19 protein-coding genes are annotated in these 20,524 nt (G+C 70.8%); 9 read left to right on the top strand and 10 right to left on the bottom strand.

Annotated elements, in window-relative coordinates:
* Positions 1-145 precede the first annotated feature (145 nt).
* Positions 146-2,179, top strand: a complete 2,034-nt coding sequence (locus BM333_RS05080; protein ID WP_092308033.1) for a DEAD/DEAH box helicase — start codon at positions 146-148, stop codon at positions 2,177-2,179.
* Here the strand turns inward: BM333_RS05080 and BM333_RS05075 are convergent, their stop codons facing one another.
* Both BM333_RS05075 and BM333_RS05070 read right to left on the bottom strand, forming a co-directional pair.
* Positions 2,180-4,318 (bottom strand): histidine kinase dimerization/phosphoacceptor domain -containing protein, encoded by a 2,139-nt coding sequence (locus tag BM333_RS05075; RefSeq protein WP_092308031.1) that lies wholly within the window; start codon positions 4,316-4,318, stop codon positions 2,180-2,182.
* A complete protein-coding gene (locus BM333_RS05070) occupies positions 4,315-4,896 on the bottom strand; it encodes a biliverdin-producing heme oxygenase (RefSeq protein WP_092308029.1) in 582 nt (193 codons plus the stop codon). Before BM333_RS05070 ends, BM333_RS05075 begins: the two co-directional genes overlap by 4 nt.
* Positions 4,897-5,003: 107 nt before the next feature.
* Here BM333_RS05070 and BM333_RS05065 point away from each other — a divergent pair, with 107 nt between their 5' ends.
* Complete coding sequence (locus BM333_RS05065) at positions 5,004-6,083, top strand: ABC transporter ATP-binding protein (RefSeq protein ID WP_092308027.1); 1,080 nt, start codon at positions 5,004-5,006, stop codon at positions 6,081-6,083.
* 45 nt (positions 6,084-6,128) lie between these two features.
* Positions 6,129-7,166 (top strand): alanine racemase, encoded by a 1,038-nt coding sequence (gene alr, locus BM333_RS05060; RefSeq protein ID WP_092308025.1) that lies wholly within the window; start codon positions 6,129-6,131, stop codon positions 7,164-7,166.
* Here alr and BM333_RS05055 read toward each other — a convergent pair.
* Entirely contained in the window at positions 7,163-8,449 is a 1,287-nt protein-coding gene (locus BM333_RS05055) for a Xaa-Pro dipeptidase (protein WP_092308023.1), read from the bottom strand. The two genes, alr and BM333_RS05055, sit on opposite strands and share 4 nt — an antisense overlap.
* Before the next feature lie 165 nt (positions 8,450-8,614).
* Here BM333_RS05055 and radA point away from each other — a divergent pair, with 165 nt between their 5' ends.
* Genes radA through BM333_RS05030 form a run of 5 tightly spaced genes read left to right on the top strand, consistent with a single transcriptional unit; the run spans position 8,615 to position 13,294 of the window.
* The gene (gene radA, locus BM333_RS05050) at positions 8,615-9,979 is read left to right on the top strand and encodes a DNA repair protein RadA (protein ID WP_092308021.1); all 1,365 of its coding nucleotides are present in this window, start codon (positions 8,615-8,617) and stop codon (positions 9,977-9,979) included.
* Between the two features lie 27 nt (positions 9,980-10,006).
* The gene (locus BM333_RS05045; protein WP_092308019.1) at positions 10,007-10,603 is read left to right on the top strand and encodes a CvpA family protein; all 597 of its coding nucleotides are present in this window, start codon (positions 10,007-10,009) and stop codon (positions 10,601-10,603) included.
* Positions 10,604-10,629: 26 nt separating this feature from the next.
* Positions 10,630-12,144: an amidophosphoribosyltransferase gene (purF, locus tag BM333_RS05040; protein ID WP_092308016.1), complete on the top strand. Its 1,515-nt coding sequence runs from the start codon at positions 10,630-10,632 to the stop codon at positions 12,142-12,144.
* A gap of 6 nt (positions 12,145-12,150) precedes the next feature.
* Positions 12,151-12,495 (top strand): VOC family protein, encoded by a 345-nt coding sequence (locus BM333_RS05035; protein WP_092308015.1) that lies wholly within the window; start codon positions 12,151-12,153, stop codon positions 12,493-12,495.
* 46 nt (positions 12,496-12,541) lie between these two features.
* Entirely contained in the window at positions 12,542-13,294 is a 753-nt protein-coding gene (locus BM333_RS05030) for an SDR family NAD(P)-dependent oxidoreductase (RefSeq protein ID WP_092308013.1), read from the top strand.
* Here the strand turns inward: BM333_RS05030 and der are convergent.
* The 7 genes from der to BM333_RS04995 form a co-directional block, all read right to left on the bottom strand.
* Positions 13,291-14,922 carry a ribosome biogenesis GTPase Der gene (der, locus tag BM333_RS05025; protein ID WP_092308011.1) on the bottom strand — a complete coding sequence of 544 codons (1,632 nt, stop codon included), beginning with the start codon at positions 14,920-14,922 and terminating at the stop codon, positions 13,291-13,293. The genes BM333_RS05030 and der overlap by 4 nt on opposite strands.
* Before the next feature lie 32 nt (positions 14,923-14,954).
* Positions 14,955-16,370, bottom strand: coding sequence for a PQQ-like beta-propeller repeat protein (locus BM333_RS05020; RefSeq protein WP_092308009.1), 1,416 nt, complete (start codon positions 16,368-16,370; stop codon positions 14,955-14,957).
* 23 nt (positions 16,371-16,393) lie between these two features.
* Positions 16,394-17,167, bottom strand: coding sequence for a tetratricopeptide repeat protein (locus BM333_RS05015; RefSeq protein ID WP_092308007.1), 774 nt, complete (start codon positions 17,165-17,167; stop codon positions 16,394-16,396).
* Between the two features lie 93 nt (positions 17,168-17,260).
* Positions 17,261-18,097, bottom strand: a complete 837-nt coding sequence (gene panB, locus BM333_RS05010) for a 3-methyl-2-oxobutanoate hydroxymethyltransferase (RefSeq protein WP_092308005.1) — start codon at positions 18,095-18,097, stop codon at positions 17,261-17,263.
* A gap of 58 nt (positions 18,098-18,155) precedes the next feature.
* The gene (locus BM333_RS05005; RefSeq protein ID WP_092308003.1) at positions 18,156-18,569 is read right to left on the bottom strand and encodes a hypothetical protein; all 414 of its coding nucleotides are present in this window, start codon (positions 18,567-18,569) and stop codon (positions 18,156-18,158) included.
* Positions 18,559-19,119 (bottom strand): RNA polymerase sigma factor, encoded by a 561-nt coding sequence (locus BM333_RS05000; RefSeq protein ID WP_092308001.1) that lies wholly within the window; start codon positions 19,117-19,119, stop codon positions 18,559-18,561. The genes BM333_RS05005 and BM333_RS05000 overlap by 11 nt, the downstream gene beginning before the upstream one ends.
* Before the next feature lie 26 nt (positions 19,120-19,145).
* Entirely contained in the window at positions 19,146-19,550 is a 405-nt protein-coding gene (locus tag BM333_RS04995; protein WP_092307999.1) for a DUF6249 domain-containing protein, read from the bottom strand.
* Between the two features lie 153 nt (positions 19,551-19,703).
* Between BM333_RS04995 and BM333_RS04990 the strand changes: the two genes are divergently transcribed.
* Complete coding sequence (locus BM333_RS04990) at positions 19,704-20,513, top strand: endonuclease/exonuclease/phosphatase family protein (protein ID WP_092307997.1); 810 nt, start codon at positions 19,704-19,706, stop codon at positions 20,511-20,513.
* Positions 20,514-20,524: the final 11 nt, after the last annotated feature.

The raw sequence follows: 20,524 nt of genomic DNA, 5'->3' as shown, positions 1-20,524 counted from the left end.
CGACTCCTCCCGGTTGTCAGCCGCGCGAGCGCCGATATCAGGAACCGAAGGGCCCCGGTTCCGCCTTGTTCGACGGGCACAAGCCCCGCCCTTCGCCCGCCTCCCCGGCTGGCGCGCGCCGCGTCGGCGCCCTACGGACCTCTCCATGCCCTTCCCCGCCAGCCATCCCGCGCTCGACCGCGCCCTTTCCGATCGCGGCTACGCCGAGCCGACGCCTGTCCAGGCGGCCGTTCTGGAAACCGAGGCCGGTCGAGATCTGCTGGTCAGCGCCCAGACCGGCTCGGGCAAGACCGTGGCCTTCGGCCTCGCCCTGGCGCCGACCCTGCTGGGCGACGCGGAGCGATTCGAGGACAACGCCAGTCCGGTCGCCCTGGTGATCGCGCCGACCCGTGAGCTGGCGCTGCAGGTCTCGAAGGAGCTGGAGTGGCTCTACGCCAACACCGGCGCCCGGATCGCCACCTGCGTCGGCGGCATGGATCCGCGCGCCGAGCGGCGCGTGCTGGAGCGCGGCGCCGCCATCGTGGTCGGCACGCCGGGGCGGCTCAAGGATCACATCGAGCGGGACGCGCTCGACCTGTCGGAGCTCAAGGCCGTCGTGCTCGACGAGGCGGACGAGATGCTCGACATGGGCTTCTCGGAAGACCTGACCTTTATCCTCGACCAGGCGCCCCAGGAGCGGCGGACGCTGCTGTTCTCGGCCACCATCGCCCGGGACATCGCCGAGCTGGCCAAGACATACCAGCGCGACGCCCTGCGCATCGACACCACTTCAAAGAACGTCGCCCACGGCGACATCGAGTACCGCGCCGTCCGCGTCGCCCCGCACGAGGTCGAGCACGGTGTGGTCAATGTGCTGCGCTATTTCGAAAGTCCCGGGGCGCTGGTCTTCGCCAACACCCGCGAGCGGGTGAAACACCTGACCGCCTCGCTGCGCGAGCGCGGCTTCTCGGTCGTCGGTCTGTCGGGCGAACTGACCCAGTCGCTGCGGTCCGAGGCGCTGCAGGCGCTGCGCGACGGGCACGCGCGGGTGTGCGTGGCCACCGACGTGGCGGCCCGGGGGTTGGATCTGCCCGATCTGGGGCTGGTCATTCACGCCGAGATTCCGGTCAACAAGGCGACCCTGCTGCACCGCTCGGGCCGGACCGGCCGCGCCGGCCGGAAGGGCACGTCGGTGCTGATGGTCACCCACACCCGGCGCCGCAAGGTCGAGCTGATGCTGCAGTCGGCCGCGATCAAGGCGGAGTGGTCGGGCCCGCCGTCCGCGGACGAGATCCGGGCGAAGGACCAGGAGCGGATGCTGACCGACCCGGTGCTGATGGCGCCGGCCGACGAGGAGGCGCTGGAGCTGGGCCGGCAGCTGCTGGAGCGGACCTCGCCCGAGCACGTCGCCGCCGCCCTGATCCGCCTCTACCGCGAGAAGCTGCCGCCGCCCGAGGACGTGCAGGACGACGAGCGCATGGCCCGCGCCCAGGCCAGCGGCCGCAACGAGCGCGGCCAGAAGGACGGCCCGCTGACCGACTTCGCCCGCGGCGGCGAGATGAGCTGGTTCCGCGTCAACATCGGGCGCGAGAAGAACGCCGACCCGAAATGGCTGCTGCCCCTGATCTGCCGCCTCGGCCACGTCACCAAGCGGGACGTCGGCTCGATCAAGATCTTCGACCGCGAAACCAAGTTCGAGATCACCCGCGACGCCGAGGCCAAGTTCCGCGCCGCGCTGGCCCAGCCGAACGACGAGGGCGTGACCATCCAGGACGCCGTCGCGCCGGCGCCCGGCGAGAAGAGCCTGCGCAAGTGGGACAAGCCGTCCGGCGAACGGCCCGGGCGCGAGGACAAGCCCTTCCGCAAGCCGCGCGTCGACGGCGCCGGCCCGAAGAAGCCGTGGACGCCCCGACCGGAGGGCGAGGCCCCGGCCCGGCCCTGGGCTCCGCGCGCCGAGCGCGAGGCTCCGGCGGCCTCGGAGGCCGGCGAGGGCGGCGGTAAATGGGTCAAACGGACCAAGGACGGGCCGACCCCTCCAGGCAAGAAGCCCTGGGTGGACAAGGCAAAGGCGAAGAAGCCGTGGACGCCCCGCACCGAGGGGGGCGCCTCGGCCGGCGACCGGCCATGGACCGGCAAGCCGAAGCCGGGCTTCAAGGCGAAAGCGGGCGGCAAGCCGTTCAAGGGCAAGCCCCGAAGCTGATCAGGCCGCGGCGACGGGCGCCTTCAGCGCGGCGCGGAGTCCGGGCCTGGCGTCGCGGTAGTCGAGCTGTCCGCCGAGCTGGCCCACGAGGCTGCCGATCATCATCGAGCCGAAGCCCTCGCCGACCTTGTGGCCGCCCTTGCCGGCGTCCTCGACCACCAGCCGCAGGGTCGAACGATCCTCTTCGAGACAGACGCGGATCGGTCCGGGTCGGCCGTCGTAGGCGTATTTCTGCGCGTTGATGATCAGCTCGGTCAGGATCAGCCCCAGCGTCACGGCGCGGCCTGCCTCGACGCGGACCGGCGTCAGGTCCGAGTCCAGCTGGGCGCTCCAGTCGGCGCCCATCGAGGCGCCGAGATCGTCGATCAGTTCGGCGAAGTAGCGCTCCAGATCGACCGACGATCCGGACTCCGCCCGATACAGCCGGCTGTGCACCATCGACACCGCGCGCACCCGTCGGCGGGCCTCCAGCAGCTCCGTCTGCGCCCCGGGCTCCGCTTGGCGGGCTTGCAGGCCGAGGAAGGACGATACGAGCGTCAGGCTGTTCTGGACCCGGTGATTGACCTCGCGGATGAGGTACTCCTGCTGCTCGAGGCGCAGCTCCCGCTCGCTCAGCGACGCCGCCAGGGACCGGTTCAGATCGCGGAGCTGGGTTACAGCGGCGAAGTCCATGAGCGCGTCACGGAGGCGCATGGCCGATTCGATCTGCGACGCGCTCCAGCGACGCGAACGCCCGCTGACCGTCTGCGACCACGCCTCGAAGGAGGCCCTCGGGGTCAGTTGACCCGCGGGGCCGCTCTTCACCGCCGTGGTTGGATTGCCGGCCCAGCGCACGGTCTCGACGATCTCGGCCCGGAACCAGATCAGCGTCGTCGGTTGCTCGCCCTGCAGATGGACGCCGAGCAAACCGCTGGCCTCCGTCCGCCAGGCTTCGGCGTCGGGGAAGCGAGTGGCGAGGGCGTGGGTGGCGAGCGGGCGCAGGCCGGGTTGCTCCGCGACCCAGCCCGCCAGGCGGCGGACTGCGCCCTCTGGGGGCGTCACGCCGAGCTGAAAGACACCTCGCGCTCCGACCAGCGCCAGCCCGTCCGCGTCGACGAGCTCGAGCAGTTCGCGCCCGCGGTCGGCCAGCGCCGCCTCGAGCGGTTGGTCCGGCGACAAACGACCAATCAGCTCGTCCTCGAGCTGCCGTTGCCGCATCCGGTTCCGGTAGAGTTCCGCGTCGCCCTTGGCCTTGATCTGTCGGGCCATCGAGCGGGCGAGGTTGGTGGCCGCGGTTCTGAGCTCGAAGGGCAGCAGCTGGGGCCGTGAGCCATGACAGGCCACGAGCCCCCACAACTCGCCGTCGACGATGATCGACACCGACGCCGAAGCCCGGACGCCCATGTTGCGCAGATACTGCAGGTGGACCGGCGACACGCTCCGGAGGCCGCAGTCGCTGAGGTCGAGGGGGGCCTGCGCGGCCGGCTTCAGCGGCTGGGCCTCGTAATGGCTGTCGGGGATCACCCGCACCGGATTGCGCAGATAGAGGGCGCGCGCCTGCCGTGGAATGTCGGTGGCGGGGAAATGATGGTTCTGGAAGGATTCAAGCTCAGGCGAGCGCGACTCCGCCACCACCTGGCCGGCCTCGTCCTCAAGGAAGCGGTAGATCATCACCCGGTCGAAGCCGGTCAGGGCGCGGAAGGACTCGGCGGCCCGTTCGCAGACGGCCCCGACCGTGGCGGCGCGCTCCAGCGTCGCGCTGGCCGCATCGAGCCGGCTGATCAGTTCGACGCCGAGCTGGGCGCCGTGCGAGCTCTGCTCCACCTCCACGATCAGGCCGGCTTCGCCGGGGCGGACGATGACGTCGTAGTCGAGGCCATTGGCGCCGCGCCAGCGGCCTGCGAAGCCCTCGGCGCCCACGCTGGCGACCGCCTTCAGGCGCGAGGCGAGACGCTCTCCCAGCAGGTCCTCGGCCGACCGGCCGATCCACGAGTTCCGGCCCGTGACGGCCTCCATCCGTCCGGCTTCGCGCACGACGGCCAGATCGCCCCGGTCCAGCAGCAGGAGCAGGCCGTGAGGCTGGATCGCTTCGGGAATATGGATCGGCTCGCGATCACAGTCGGCGAGGTCGATGCGCGCGGCAGCGCGAGTGTCTGTCATGCGGCGGACTCGATCGGGCGGGGTGGAACCAGCAACGCGAAGGCCAGCTTGAACGCGTCGCGCCCGCCCTTGAGGACATCCGTCTGCCGCACTCGCCCCGACGCGCATGCGGATTCCATCGCAGTCACGAACGCGCGCCAATGGTCTCCGGTTGCATCTCCCCAAGGATCGAGAAAGCCGAGCCCCGTCAGCGGAACTCCGTCCTGCAGCAACCCGCGCCGTATCACGCGGCCGCCCAGCATCGATCCCTCGGCCACGTACAGCCAGCCCAGAGCCTCACCGAAGGTGGGCGCCGCGGACGCGACCTCGCCCGCCTCGTCCACCCCGCCGAGCCGCTCCAGATCCTCCCGCATCTCCCGCACGCGGGGTCGCACTTCGAATCCGCCGTCACGGAGTTCGTCGCGCCAAGGCTCCACGACGGCCTCGACGCGCCGGTGGAAGTCGAGGAAACAGGCCACCATGGCAGGGCGCGTGGCGGAATCGCGGAGCCGCAATTCGACGCGCGATTCCGCTTCGATCTCGCGATGTAGATCGCCGGTCGCGAGGCGAAGGGCGTGCAAAACGGGGGAGGACTTCACTGCGGAAACCTAGCATCCCGACCCGCGATGTCACCCTCCGGGGCTGGCATTGATCTGCGGGTGTAACCGTTTACGGTGCCCGAAGGCACAAGCGGCGGGCAGGAAACATGGCGGACGTCCGGCTGACCGGGGTGAGCAAACGGTTCGGGGCGACCGAGGTCCTGAAGGGGATCGACCTCGATATCGCCGACGGCGAGTTCGTGGTCTTCGTCGGCCCGTCGGGCTGCGGCAAGTCCACCCTCCTGCGCACGATCGCGGGACTGGAGGCGGCATCCGGCGGCGAGATCGCCATTGGCGGCCGGACTGTCAACGATCTGTCGCCCTCGGATCGCGGCGTGGCCATGGTGTTCCAGTCCTACGCCCTCTACCCGCACATGAGCGTGTACGAGAACATGGCCTTCGGGCTGAAGCTGGCGAAGGCGGACAAGGGCGAGATCGACCAGCGGGTGCGGAACGCTGCGGAAACGCTGAACATCTCCGACTATCTCGAGCGCAAGCCGAAAGCCCTGTCCGGCGGACAGCGGCAGCGGGTGGCGATCGGCCGCGCGATCGTGCGCGAGCCCGAGGTCTTCCTGTTCGACGAGCCCCTGTCGAACCTCGACGCCGCCCTGCGGGTGCGGATGCGGTACGAGTTCGCGGCGCTGCACGAGCGGCTGAAAACGACGATGATCTATGTGACCCACGACCAGGTCGAGGCGATGACGCTGGCCGACCGGATCGTGGTGCTGAACGGCGGCCGGATCGAGCAGGTCGGACGGCCGATGGATCTCTACGAGCGACCGCGCAACCTGTTCGTCGCCGAGTTCATCGGCAGTCCGAAGATGAACCTGATCCCCGGCGAGATCGTCGAGGCCGGCGCGCGGCAGGCGAAGGTCAGGACGGCGGCGGGAGACCTCGTGACGGCGGCGGTCGACGCGTCTGCAGCGAAGGCAGGCGACACGGTGACCGTCGGCGTCCGGCCCGAGCATCTGACCGGCGAAGCCGAAGGCGGGATCGCCAGCCGGGTGACCTTCGCCGAGACCCTCGGACACGCCACCTTCGCCTATGCGGACTACGCCGGCGCACCGCTGACGGTGCAGCTGGCCGGCGACCGGCGGCCCCGCCCGGGTGAGACGCTGCGCCTCGGCGTCCCCGCGGAACAGGCGCATCTGTTCGACGCGGCCGGCAATGCCTTCCCGCGGGCCTAGGGGCTTTTTGTTGCATCGCAGCACGGGCAGGCCGTAGATGGCGGGATGCCCTCCCCGGCCGAACTGACTGTCGATCTGTCGGCGCTCGCCGCCAACTTCCGCACGCTCGAAGCCATCGGCGGGGTTCCTGTGCATCCCGTGGTCAAGGCCGACAGCTACGGCCTCGGCGCGGCTCCCTGCGCCCGCCGGCTCATGGCCGAGGGGGCGCGGACCTTCTTCGTCGCCCGGACCAGCGAGGGTGAGACGCTGCGCCGGGCGCTCGGCGATGCGCCGGCGATCTATGTGCTGGACGGCTGCGTCGCGGGACGCGCGGGACGGCTGCGCGCGGCGGCGCTGCAGCCGGTGATCAACACGGCCGCGCAGCTTTCCGAGTGGCGGTACGCCGGCGGCGGTCCCTGCGGCCTGCAGATCGACACCGGCATGAACCGCCTCGGCTTCCGTCCCGAAGAGGCGCCGGAGCCATTCGAGGGTCTGGAGCTGGTGCTCAGCCACCTGGCCTGCGCCGACGACCCCGCCGAGCCGATGAACGCCCGCCAGCGCGACGCCTTCGCCGCGGCGGCGCAGCGCTATCCGGGGACGACGCGCTCGTTCGCCAACTCCGGCGGCGTTTTCCTCGGGCGGGACTACGCCTTCGACGCGCTCAGGCCCGGCATCTGCCTGTACGGCGGGGGGCCCGAAGGACGTCCCGACCCGCGCATCCGGCCGGTGGCGACCCTGACCGCCGAGGTGCTGCAGGTGCGCGACGTTCCGGCCGGCGAGACGGTCGGCTATTCGCGGACCTTCACCGCCGGGCGGCCGAGCCGCATCGCCACCTGCGCCGCCGGCTACGCCGACGGGGTGCTGCGCAGCTACAGCCCGGCAGGCCAGGCCTTCGTCGCCGGCGAACTGCGGCCGATCGTCGGACGGGTGTCGATGGACGCCTGCGCGGTGGATGTGACGGGGCTGGAGGTCGGGGTCGGCGACCGGGTCGAACTGTTCGGACCGAACCGGATGCTCGACGACGCGGCGACCGCGGCGGACACCATCGCCTACGAACTGCTCAGCGCCATCACGGCACGCGTGCCGCGCGTCTATCGCGACTAGCGGGCGTCCTTCACCACCTCGCCGCCCTTGACCACGACGGCGACCGCCTCCAGCGCCCGCACGTCGGCGAGCGGGTCGCCGGCCACGGCGATGAGGTCTCCGTAACGGCCCACGGCGACCGCGCCCACGTCGCGCTCCATCCCCAGGGCCTGGGCGGCGTTCCAGGTGGCGGCGCGGATCGCTTCAGCCGGGGTCATGCCGTACTCGACCATGACGGCGAACTGGCGGGCGTTGAGGCCGTGGGGATAGATGGCGGCGTCCGAGCCGAACACCATCCGGGCCCCCGCCTCGTGGGCGCGCCGGAAATTGTCGCGCTGGATCTGGGCGATCTCCCGGTCCTTGCGCAGGTTGTCCTCGGTGACGCCGAACTCCGTGCCGGTCTCCTGGGTGAAGTCGGTGTTGAAGATGTCCATCGACAGCCAGGTCCCGTGCTCCACGGCGAGGCGGACCCCCTCGGCGTCAATCATCGAGGCGTGCTCGATGGTGTCGATACCGGCCCGGATGGCCTCGCGGATACCGTCGGCGCCGTGGGCGTGGGCGGCGACGCGCAGGCCCCACATGTGCGCCTCGTCGGCGGCCGCCTTCAGCTCCTCGAAGCTGAGCTGCTGCTGTCCGGGTTCAGTGTTGCGCGAGAACACGCCGCCGGTGGCGCAGATCTTGATCGCCCGGGCGCCGTACTTGCGCACCTCGCGAACCACCCGGCGCATGGCCTCGGGCCCGTCGGCGACGAAGTCGCTGGTCCGCCGCATCGAATAGGGAAACCCGGTCTCGTCGCAGTGGCCTCCGGTGGCGCTGATCGAGGCGCCCGACGGGACGACGCGCGGCCCCTCGACGAAGCCGCCCTCGATGGCCTGCATCAGCGCCACGTCGGCGAAGGGGGGGCCGCCGAGATTGCGCACCGTGGTGAAGCCGGCGTCGAGGTTGGCGCGGGCGTGCGGCACCTGCAGGATCGGCCCGAAGTCGTCAGCGTAGTCCAGTTCGCGCCAGCCGGAGACGTAGGGCGTCGAGGCGAGATGGACGTGCATGTCGATCAGGCCGGGCAGCAGCGTCAGACCCGGAAGGTCGAGGCGTTCGGCGTCGGCGGCGAGCTCCGTGGGCAGGGTGGTTCCCACCGACACGATGCGGCCGTCGATGACGACCACCACGGGGTTGTCGATGTAGCGGCCGCGCTCGACGTCGACCATCCGGTCGGCGGTGATCACCAGCGTGTCTGCTGCCGCCGGGACCGCGAAGCCGCAGCTTACGACGAGGGCGGCGGCCGCGGCGGCCAGACGGTGCAGCATGGGAAATCTCCTGGACGCGGCCAAGCTGGCACGGCGCCCGCGCGCGGCGCAACGGTCTCGGCGGCGGTCAGGGTTGCTCGCGGGTTGGGCGGCACACGTCAGAATCGGTCGTAGACGAATGTCCACCCCCTGCCCCGCTCGCCCGGACTGCTGTAAGCCGCACCCATGGCTCGGGATGGTGCGATCTACGTCTGTCAGTCCTGCGGGGCGGTCCACGGCAAGTGGTCCGGTCAGTGCGGCGCGTGCGGGCAGTGGAACAGCATCGTCGAGGAGAGCCGCGCGGCGCCGCCGGGGGCCCTGAAACCGGCGGCGACCAGCCGGGCCCGCGGCGTGCAGTTCGAGACGCTGCAGTCGGACACGCCCGAGCCGCCGCGCATCGTCACCGGCGTGGGCGAGTTCGACCGCGTCTGCGGCGGCGGCGTCGTGCCGGGCTCCGCCATCCTGCTGGGCGGCGATCCCGGCGTCGGCAAGTCGACCCTGCTGCTGGAGGTGACGGCGAAGGCGGCGATGGCCGGCGCGTCGGTGGCCTACATCTCCGGGGAGGAGGCGGTCGAGCAGATCCGGGCGCGGGCGAAGCGGATGGGACTGGCCTCGGCCCCCGTGAACCTCGCCTCGGCCACGGCCCTGCGCGAGATCGTCGGGACGCTGAAGCGCGAGAAGTTCGACATCGTCATCATCGACTCGATCCAGACCCTGTGGAGCGACGCCCATGAGGCCGGACCCGGATCGGTCACCCAGGTGCGGGCCTGCGCCGGAGAACTGGTGCGGCTGGCCAAGGCGCAGGGCGTCGCCGTGGTGCTGGTGGGCCATGTGACCAAGGACGGTCAGATCGCTGGCCCGCGCGTGGTCGAACACATGGTCGACGCCGTGCTGAGCTTCGAGGGCGAGCGCGGCTATCCGTTCCGCATCCTGCGCGCCGGCAAGAACCGCTTCGGGGCGACCGACGAGATCGGCGTGTTCGAAATGGGCGACGCCGGCCTGCGCGAAGTCGCCAACCCCTCGGCCCTGTTCCTCGGCGACAGCACCGAGCGGGCTCCGGGGTCGGCGGTGTTCGCCGGCATCGAAGGCTCCCGGCCGGTGCTGGTCGAGGTGCAGGCGCTGGTCGCCCCCTCGGCCTACGGCACCCCGCGGCGGGCCGTGGTCGGATGGGACTCCGGCCGGCTGGCCATGGTGCTGGCCGTGCTGGAGGCGCGCTGCGGGCTCGGCTTCGGCGATCGCGACGTCTACCTGAACGTCGCCGGCGGCCTGCGCATCAACGAGCCGGCTGCGGATCTGGCGGCGGCGGCGGCGCTGATCAGCTCGGCCAACGACATGCCCCTGCCGCAGGGGTGCGTGGTGTTCGGCGAGATCAGCCTGTCGGGCGAGGTGCGCGCCGTGGGCCGGGCCGAGGCCCGGCTGCGCGAGGCGGCCAAGCTGGGCTTCGACCAGGCCCTGTCGCCGCCGCTGACGGCCAAGGACAAGGGCGTCCGCCTCACGGCGGTGTCCCGACTGGGCGAGGCGGTCGAACGAATCTCGGAAAGCCGTTACTAGTTCAGCCCCAGCCGCAGCCGAGCCCGCATGACCGGTTTCGACGCCATCGCCATTCTGGTCATCCTCGGCTCGGCCGCCGCCGGCTGGGTGCGCGGGGCGACGCGCGAGATCATCACCCTGCTCAGCTTCGTGCTGGCGGCTTTTGTCGCCCTCGTCGCCCTGCCGCTGACCGCGCCGGTCGGCCGCGGCCTGGTCGATCCCGACTGGGGCGGGACCATCCTCGCGGCCATCGTCTCCTTCTTGCTGATCTACTTCGGCATTCGCATCTTCGGCTCGATCCTGTCGCGTCGGGCGCAGGCGCATCCGCGGCTCGGCGGGGTCGACCGGTTCTTCGGCGTCTTCATCGGCGCCGCCCGCGCCCTGGTGCTGCTGGGAGCGATCCACCTGGTGGTGGTCGCCGCCCTCCCCGGCGAACGGACGCCGCGCTGGCTCAGCGAAGCGGCCGTCCGGCCGGCGACGGCGGGGGCGGCGCGGCTGATCCAGATCGTGCTCCCCGGCATCGGCCGCGGGGCCGACGCGCTCACGCCGGTGGTCGCTTCGTCCGTGAGCGAAGGGTTTTCCGGCGACGAAGCCTTGCCCCCGCCGCAAAGTGACAATACTTCGCGGACGCCCGCCGCCCGCTGATTTTCCTCGCGTCATCGGAGTCTTCGATGAGCCGCCTCGAGCACTGCATCGCCGAACCGGTCGTCCACCGGGAGCATTTCCGGGACGTCGACGACGACCGTCCGCGCCTCGAGTGCGGCGTCTGCGGCGTCTGGGGCGCCGAGCCCGACGCCGGCTCCGCCATCGTGGCCCTGGGCCTGCACGCCCTGCAGCATCGCGGGCAGGAAGCCTGCGGCATCGCCAGCGTGCACGAGGCGCGCTTCTACACCGAACGGCATATGGGCCTGGTCGGCGAGGCTTTCGGCGGGGCGGACCTGCCGCGGCGCATGCCGGGGTCGGCCGCCGTGGGCCACACCCGCTACTCCACCGCCGGCGGCAGCTTCCTGCGCAACATCCAGCCGATGTTCGCCGATCTGGACCAGGGCGGCATCGCCATCGCCCACAATGGCAACCTGACCAATTTCAAATACCTGCACAGCCAACTTGTGTCGGAAGGCGCGATCTTCCAGTCGACGTCGGACTCGGAGGTCATCCTTCACCTGATCGCCCGCAGCCGGAAGGCGAAGATCGTCGACCGCTTCATCGACGCCATCGGGCGCATCGAGGGCGGCTACGCCCTCGTCTGTCAGACCCGGTCCAAGATGATCGGCGCGCGCGACCCGCTCGGCATCCGGCCGCTGGTGCTCGGCCGGCTGGGCGACGCCTGGGTGCTGGCCTCGGAGACCTGCGCGCTGGACACCATCGGGGCCGAGTTCGTGCGGGATGTGGAGAACGGCGAGGTGGTGGTCATCGATCACGACGGCCTGCGCTCGGAGAAGCCCTTCCCCCAGAAGGCCGCCCGCCCCTGCCTGTTCGAGTATGTCTATTTCTCGCGCCCGGACAGCATTCTCGACGGCAAGTCGGTCTACGAGGTGCGCAAGCGTATGGGCCGCCAGCTGGCGCGCGAGCACGCGGTCGAGGCCGACGTGGTCGTGCCGGTGCCGGACTCCGGCGTGCCGGCAGCGCTGGGCTACGCCCAGGAGAGCGGCATCCCCTACGAGATGGGCATCATCCGCAGCCACTATCTGGGCCGCACCTTCATCCAGCCCAGCCAGGGCGCGCGGCAGAAGGGCGTTCGCATGAAGCACAGCCCGAACAAGGCGGTGCTGGCCGGCAAGCGGGTGGTGCTGATCGACGACTCGATCGTGCGCGGCACCACCTCCGTGAAGCTGGTGCGGGCCGTGCGCGCGGCCGGGGCCGCCGAGGTGCACCTGCGCTCGGCCTCGCCGCCGATCCTGTACCCCGACTTCTACGGCATCGACATGCCGGAGCGGGACCAGCTGATCGCCGCCAATCAGTCGCTGGAAGAGATGCGGGCCTACCTCGAGGTGGACTCGCTGGGCTTCCTCTCGGTCGACGGCCTGTACGGCGCGCTCGAGGCCGGGCCGCGCGATCCGGACAATCCGCAGTACACCGACCACTACTTCACCGGCGAATACCCGACCCGCCTGCTGGACCGGGAGATCGAGGAAGGCGGCCGGCAGGAGGCGAACCGGCAACTTTCGCTGCTGGTGAGCGCTTAAGCGCTCATGATCCAGCTCGGCTATTTCACCATCGACACCCAGGACATCGACAAGGCGCGCGCCTTCTACGGCGCCCTGTTCGGCTGGCGCTTCGACGAGGCCCAATCGCACACGGCCTACGCCCATGTGGCCGACAGCCAGCCGCCCTTCGGCTTCGTCAAGGTGGAGCGGCCGAAGAACAACGAACACCTGTACTTCCGCGTCGACGACGTCGACGCCCTGTGCGAGCGGGTCGTGGAGCTGGGCGGCAAGGCGGCGGTGCCGTCCGACAGCCGGTCCGGCCGAACCGCCGTGGTCGAGGACGACCAGGGCGTGAGCTTCAGCCTGTGGCGCCCCGCCCCCGGATTCTGATCCCTCGCGCCTTCCGGCCCGGCTCCGGCCGCGCTATCAGCGCGCCATGACCGACCTCCCCCTCAAGGACCGCATCGCCCTCGTCGTCGGGGCCTCGCGCGGCATCGGCTACGAGAGCGCCCTGGCGCTGGCGCAGGCGGGCGCGCACGTGATCGCCACCGGCCGCACCGAAGGCGGCCTCGAGGAGCTGGACGACGCCATCTTCGCCGCCACAGGCCGGCACGCCACCCTGATCCCGTTCGACCTGGTGGACGGCGGCGCCATCGACCGGCTGGGCGGCGCGATCTATGAGCGTTTCGGCCGCCTCGACATCTGGGTGCAGGCCGCCGCGACGCTGGGCGCCGAGGGCCTGTCGCCCGTGTCGCACGCCGACCCGCGCCAGTTCGCCAAGGTCGAGCGCACCAACTTCACCGCCGTCTACCGGTTGATCCGGTCGCTGGAGCCGCTGCTGCGGGCCTCCGACGCCGGCCGGGTGATCCACCTGACCACCAGCGTGGCGACCACGCCCCGGGCCTTCTGGGGGGTGTATGCGGCGACCAAGGCCGGGGCCGAGACCCTGATGCGTTGCTGGGCGGATGAACTGGAAAGCCTGAAGATCCGCGTCGCCGTGCTCGACCCGGGCCGGATGCGCACGCAGATGCGGGCCCAGGCCTATCCGGGCGAGGATCCGGAGCAGAATCCGCACCCGTCGGAGATCGGCCCGCTGATCGTCGAACTGGCACGTCCGGATCGCGAGCCGCCGCTGAAGGTCAGCTTCCGCGAGTGGAAGGACGGCCCGGGGGCGGCGGCGCTGGTCTAGCGCTTGGGTCCGCCCTTCTGCCCGGTGCGCACACGGCCCGACCGCGACACCTGGCGCGCCCCGCCGCGGGCCCCCTTCTGGACAGCGACGCTGCTGCCGGCCTTCTTCGAGGCCGAAGCCTTGAGGCCGCCGAGCGGCTTCACCTTGGGCTTGAAGCCGGCGCGGGTCTTCTGCTCCAGCGCCTTGCCGGGCAGCTTCGACACCGCTTCGGCCTTCTCGGCCTTCTGCACCCGCTTGGGCGCGGTCTTCGCGGCGCCCTTGAAGCGCTCCGGCCCCGACTTGGCGCCGCCCTCGGCGTAGGGGTTGGCCGAGCCGGACTTGACGGTCAGGCGGATCGGCGTGCCCGGCAGGTCGAAGCTCTCGCGGATCGAGTTGACCAGGTAGCGCTTGTAGTGATCGGGCATGGCCGAGGCGCGGCTGGAAAACAGCACGAAGGTCGGCGGCCGGGCCTTGGTCTGGGCGATGTACTTCGGCTTGATGCGCTTGCCGTCGACGGCCGGCGGCGGGTGTCGCTGCACCGCCAGCGCCAGCCAGTCGTTGAGGTCGCGCGTCTTCACCTTGACCGACCAGGTGTCCCAGGCCTGCAGGATGGCCGGCATCAGGCGCTCGACGCCGCGGCCGGAATGGGCCGACAGGGCGACGAACGGGGAGCCCTTGAGCTGGGGCAGCTTGTCGTCGGCGAGACGCTTGAGCTCGGCGAGACGGGCCTGCGGTTCGTCCTCGAGATCCCACTTGGAGGCGACGTAGACCAGCGCCCGGCCCTCGCGCTCGACCAGGTCGGCGAGCTGCAGGTCCTGGATGTCGAAGGCGTTGTCCTTGTCCATGACCAGCACCACCACCTCGGCGAAGGTGATGGCGCGGATGGTGTCGGCGACCGACAGCTTCTCCAGCTTCTCCTGCACCCGCGCCTTGCGGCGCATGCCGGCGGTGTCGACGAAGCGGACGGCGCGGCCCTCGTAGTCCCAGTCGACCGAGATCGAATCCCGGGTGATGCCGGCTTCGGGGCCGGTCAGCAGGCGGTCCTCGCCCAGCAGGCGGTTGATCAGGGTCGACTTGCCGGCGTTGGGGCGGCCGATCACGGCGATGCGGATCGGCTTGTCGGCCTCCTCCGCGTCGCTCTCGGCGAGCACCATGTCCGAGGTGGCCGCGAGAATGGCCTGGTAGAGGTCGGCCATGCCCTCGCCGTGCTCGGCTGAGAGGGCGACCGGCTCGCCGAAGCCGAGGCCGTGCGCCTCGCCCACCCCGCCGCCGCTCTCGCGGCTCTCCGACTTGTTGGCCAGCAGGATGACCGGCTTGTCGACCTTGCGCAGACGGTCGGCGAAGATGCGGTCCAGCGAGGTGACGCCCTCGCGCGCGTCCATCATGAACAGGATCAGCTCGGCGTCGTCGATGGCCGCCTCGGTCTGCTCGCGCATACGGGCTTCAAGGCTTTCGTCGGTGACGTCCTCGTAGCCAGCGGTGTCGATCAGGGTGAGGTCCATGTCGCCGATGTTCCCGTCCGCGTAGCGACGGTCGCGGGTCACGCCCGGGCGATCGTCGACGAGTGCCAGGCGCTTGCCGACGAGGCGGTTGAACAGGGTCGACTTGCCCACATTGGGGCGGCCGACGATGGCGACCTTCAGAGCCATGCCGGCCTTCTAACGCGTCTGGAGGGATTCCGTCAGCGGATGCTGACCAGAACGCCCCGATCGGTGAGCACATAAAGCGCGCCGTTGTAGGCGGCCGGGGCGATGAAGGCCGGGCCGCCGAGGCGCACCGAGGCGGTCTGGGCGCCCGTCTTGGGGTCGAAGGCCACCAGTTCGCCGTCGGAGTTGACCAGCAGCAGCCGGTTCGAGGCCAGCAGCGGTCCCGACCACTCGGGGGTCACGGTGCGGTCGAAGAAGCCGAGGAAGCCGCCTTCCTTACGCGTCCGTCCCTCGTTGAGGTCGCGGGTCCAGTAGACCTGGCCCGTCTCGCGATTGACCACGGTCAGCTCGCCGCTCTTGGACACCACGTAGACCACGTCCCCGACCGGCAGCGGCGCGTTGACGCCGGACACGGGCAGCTGCCATTTCGGCTGGCCCGACCGCACGTCGAGGGCGGCCATCTGGCCCGAGTGGCTGACGGCGTAGACCACGCCACGGCTGATCACCGGACGGCCGGCGATGTCGCGAATCTCGGAGAGGGCGCTGGTGCGGGTGGTGCGCGCGAGGACCTGGGTCCACAGCGACTGGCCGGTCGAGGCCCGCAGGGCGATCAACTCGCCCGAGGAGAAGGGCGCGATCACCGTGTCGCCGGTCACCGCCGGGCTGGAGGCGCGCATGATGCGGGCCGGTTCGGGGATGCCGCGGTAGGACCAGTCCTGCTGCCCGGTGTTCACGTCGAAGGCGAACATCTGGTTCTCGACATCCACCACGAAGAGGCGCGAGCCGGCCACCGTCGGCGCGCCGTGGATCGGCACGTCCACCGGCGTCGTCCACAGCACCGCCCCCGTCGCCTGGTCGAGCGCGGTCACCGTGCGGTAGCCGGAGGCGACGAAGACCTTGCCGCCGCCGATGGCCACGCCGCCGCCGAAACCGCCGCCGCTGGAGCCGCCGCCGAAGCCGAACAGTCCGCGCGAAGCCTCGGCCTCATCCGGCTTGATGTCCGTACGCCAGGCGACGTTCCCGCTGCCGGCGTCGACGGCCGTTACCGTGGACTCGCCGTCCAGCACGAACACCCGTCCATTGTCGGCGACCACCGGGGCCATGACCTGGTGGTCCCGCGACGAGCCGGTTCCGATGTCGCGACGCCAGGCGACCGTCAGGTCGGCGCCGGCGATGACGTGCTCGACGGCGTTGTCGGCGCCGCCGCCGGGCTGGGTCCACGCCGTCGCCGCCTGGGGACCGGGCAGGAAGAAATCGCGGCCGGCCAGAGCCGCGGAGGGCGCGAGCTGCTGTTCGAACTCAAGCACCGAGATGCGCTGGCCCTCGGTGGCCGTGGCCGACGGCTGGTCCTGTCCTCCGAGGCCGAACGGCAGGACGCGCCGCACCGTGCCGCACGAGGCGACGGTGACGGCGAGGCCGCACAGCAGGGCGACTTTGAGCACACGGTTCATGGCGGACGTCCTGGGAACGGGGATCACGGGCGGTCGGCGGCCGCGGGGGCGGCCGGCTGGGGGCTTCCGGCCGGGCGGTCCGCGGGAGCGGCGGTCGCGTCCGGAACCGGAATGGAAGCCTGCGCCCGGGTGATGGCGGCGATGTTGGCGGCCCCGCCGGCGTCGATGCCCGAGATGGCCAGATCGGCCACCTGACCGACCATCGGCGGCGTGTCGAGGCTGTTCTTCAGCACCACCAGCGCCTCGCGGGCCTCGTCGGCCTTGCCATGCTGCAGACGGGCGAGTGCCAGATCGAGGGCGGCGAACGAACGGTACGGACGATCGTCGCCGGTCAACGGCTCGAGCCGGGCCTCGATGTCCGCGAGGGACGCCGAGTCCATCGCGATCCGGGCCGCCTTAAGCGCAGCGGCGTCAGCGATCAGCGGATCGCGCGAAGCCTTGGCCGCGGCGTCGAGGTGGGCGAGCGCGTCGTCGGCGCGGTTGGCGTCGAGCGCGATGCCGGCGCGCTGCATCAGGGCCATGGCCTTGTAGGCTCCGTTGCCCTCGTCGGCCGCCTGCTTGAAGGCGGCGTCGGCGCCGGTGGGATTGTTCGCTTCAAGCGATTCGATGCCGCGCTCGTAGGCGACCGAGGCCTTGTCGGCCTTCGAGGTCTCCCAGCTCTGCCAGCCCCACCAGCCCAGGGCGGCCAGAAGGGCGACCAGAAGCACGCCGCCGACGACGGGCAGCCAGGTGCGGGCCAGCCGCTTGTAGCGGTCGGAGCGGAGCTCCTCCTCGACCTGCTCGAAGACATCAACCACGGAAACGTCGCCCCTCGAAAACGGACATCAGGCCGCTGAAAACTCAAACCGGCCGGACCCTAGAGGCTCGGCTTGTCCGCCGCAACGCGCCGCTTAGGAGGCGGCCGGCTTTTTCGAGAAGTAGGTCTCGACTTCGGCAGGAAAACGGCGCTCGCGGACGTCATGGGCGTAGTCGGCGACCGCTCGGTCGATCTCGCCCTTCAAGTCGGCGTAGCGACGCACGAATTTCGGGGTCCAGTCGAACAGGCCCAGCATGTCCGAGACGACGAGGATCTGGCCGTCGCACGCCGCCGAGGCGCCGATGCCGATGGTCGGCTTGTCGATCGCCGCGGTGATGTCGCGGGCCAGCCCCTCGGCCACCCCCTCGACCACCACGGCGAAGGCTCCGGCGTCGGCGGTGGCCTCGGCCTCCGACATCACCCGCAGGCGCTCCTCGTCGGTACGCCCCTTGGCCTTGAAGGCGCCGTCGGTCAGCACGGCCTGCGGCCGCAGGCCGACGTGTCCCATCACGGGAATGCCGCGCTGGACCAGATAGGCGATCGTCTCCGCCACCGTCGGACCGCTCTCCAGCTTCACGCCCTGGGCCCCGGTTTCCTTCATCACCCGGGCGCAGTTCTCGTAGGCCTGTTCCTTGCCGCCCTCATAGGAGCCGAAGGGCATGTCGATGACCACCATGGCCCGCTTCGAGCCGCGCATCACCGCCTGGCCGTGCAGGATCATCATCTCCAGGGTGACGCCGACGGTGTTGGGCAGGCCGTGCACCACCATGCCGACGCTGTCGCCGACCAGCAGCACGTCGCAGTGAGGATCGAGGATCGCGGCCGTGGGCGCGTCGTAGGCGGTCAGACAGACGAGCGGTTCGCCACCCTTGCGGGCCCGGATGTCCGGCGCGGCGAGGCGGCGGACGGTTTCCTGCTTCTGACTGGACATCGGGTCGGCTCCAGGTCGGGGGAGCTCCTAGATAGGCCCCCCGCCGGCGGCCGTCACCTCACACTTCCTGGGACAGGCGCACCACGCCGGCGGCGGCGACGGCGATCAGGGCGCCGGCCATGATCCAGAACATCTGCATCCCGCTCATCGAGCCGAGCTCGAGGCTGCCGAGGCCGAACTGGTCGAGACCCGACTGGATCGCCGTCTGGGCGTTGAACGAAACCGAGCGGACCCCCTGCCCCAGCGCCTCGCCGGCGACCACGCCGTCGTCGGAGCCGATGTTGACAGTCAGGGTTTCGCGGACGGCGACCACGCCGCCGATGATTCCCGCAACGCCAAGGGCGAGGCCGCGCACGGCCGAACCCTTCTGCAGCCGTCGCTCCACCTGGGCGGTGAACAGGGCGGCGTCCGGCAAGGCCGGCGCGCGCGCGAAGAGGCGCTCGATGTCGGGGTCGAATTCGTCAGCCGACATGCTGAGTCCTCCCCAGGGGCTGTGCGGGTTCCGGCTGGAGCCGCGCACGGAGTTTATCCAGACCACGTTTGACATGAGACTTCACCGTGCCGAGTGGCAAATTGAGGGCCGTGGCGATCTCGGGATGGGCCATGCCCGCGCCGTGACAAAGAGAGACGCACAGCCGCTCGGCCTCGCTGAGGCTCTTGAGGGCCTCGTCCAGATCGACCCGTCCCGCGTGATCGGTCGGCGGCGCGACATCTTCGCTTTCGATTTCCGCGACATACCGCGCTTCCTTCGCCACCCGCTTGATGTAGAGGCGGGCGGCGATGCGCTTGACCCAGGCGGCGAAGGTGCCCTCGCCGCGGAACTCGGCGCACCGCTCGAACGCCTGGATGAAGGCGTCCTGGGCGATGTCGTCGGCCAGCGCCGGCTGGGCGCCCATCCGCCGCAGCAGGCCGCGCACCGCCGAGCCGTGGCGGCGAACGAGCTCTCCGAACTCGCGCCGCCCGCCCGCCGCCGCGAGGGCGGCGAGCTCGACGTCGTGCCGGTCGACCAGAGGCTGGGTCATGGTTCTTCCCCCTGTCCCGTCCGACCTCAGTCCTTGTTCTTGTTGAAGAAGCTCAGGACGATGAAGGCCAGACCGATGGTGACCGGGATGGCGGCGATGCCCAGCAGGCCGTCGCCGACGTTCGGGCCCCACTCGCTGCCGCCCGAGCTGAGATCATTGATCAGGCCGAAGGCGCCGATGCCGATGCCGACCGCCAGCCAGATGACACCGCGGCGAATGTCGCGGCTGCGCGAGGGCAGATTGCGCGACACGTCCTGGGTCAGGGCGTCGATGACCTCGGGCGGCAGCGTCTGACCCTTGTCCATTGCGTGGCGCAGGGTCGCCTGCATCTCGCGCTTTTCGCGGCTCTTCAGCCAGCTCGGGCCGACGACGATGGCGGTGATGGTTCCGAAGACCGCGAAGATCGCGAAGACCGGAATGAAATCTTCCATTGGGGTATCCCCTCTTCCTCATTCGGCAGGAGCGTGACGCTCCGGCCTTCTGACGACAAGAGGCGGCTGGATGCGCCGACGGATGCGCCGGACGGGGTGAAACTTTCGTAAGGCCGGTGAAACCGGTTACAACGCGGAACCCGGAGGACTCTCATGCTGGATCGACGCGCCGTGCTCGCCGGACTGACCGCCACGCCCCTCGCCGCCTGCGCGACGGCCCGCGGGGGCGACGGCGGACGCGAGCTGACCCTGATCACCTTCAACATCTGGCACAACCAGGGCGACTGGCCGGCCCGCCTGCCGCTGCTGGTCGCGGCCCTGCGGGCGGCGGACGCCGACGTGATCGGCCTGCAGGAGGTGCTGGAGGACGCCGCCGTCGGCCTGCCCAACCAGGCGGAGACGCTGGCGGCGGCGCTGGGCGGCTACGAGGTGCGTTTCGTCTCGACCGATCCGGAGGGGGCGCCCCGGCGCTATGGCAACGCCATCCTCAGCCGGCTGCCGGTGCTGGAGCACGACTCGCGCAAGCTGGAGCCGCTGGACGATTACCGCACGGCGATCCGGGCGCGGGTGGACCTGCGCGGCCGCCCCGTCGACGTCGTCAACACCCACCTCGCCTGGCAGCCGGACCAGGCGGCCACGCGGGCGCGACAGATCGCCGACCTGATGGACTGGCTGCCGGACGACGGCACGCCGCTGGCGGTGATGGGCGACTTCAACGCCGAGCAGACGGACGCCGGGCTGGCGGCGCTGACCGGCGACCGGTTCTTCAGCGCCCTGCCCGACGGAGCCGCCCGCACGACGCTGAACCCGGCCAAGGGGCACCAGTCGCGGGTGATCGATCACATCTTCGCCGAGACGGCGCATTTCACACGGGCAACTGCGCAGGTGATCGGCGATGCTTCCTTGGCCGGCGTGCACCCGTCCGACCACTTCGGGGTGGCCGCGACCCTCAGACTGCATTGAGGCGGCGCAAC

This window comes from Brevundimonas viscosa (assembly GCF_900116065.1).
Taxonomy (GTDB): domain Bacteria; phylum Pseudomonadota; class Alphaproteobacteria; order Caulobacterales; family Caulobacteraceae; genus Brevundimonas; species Brevundimonas viscosa.
Note: the sequence above shows the minus strand (reverse complement) of the source record. Positions and strands in the feature narration are given on the sequence as shown.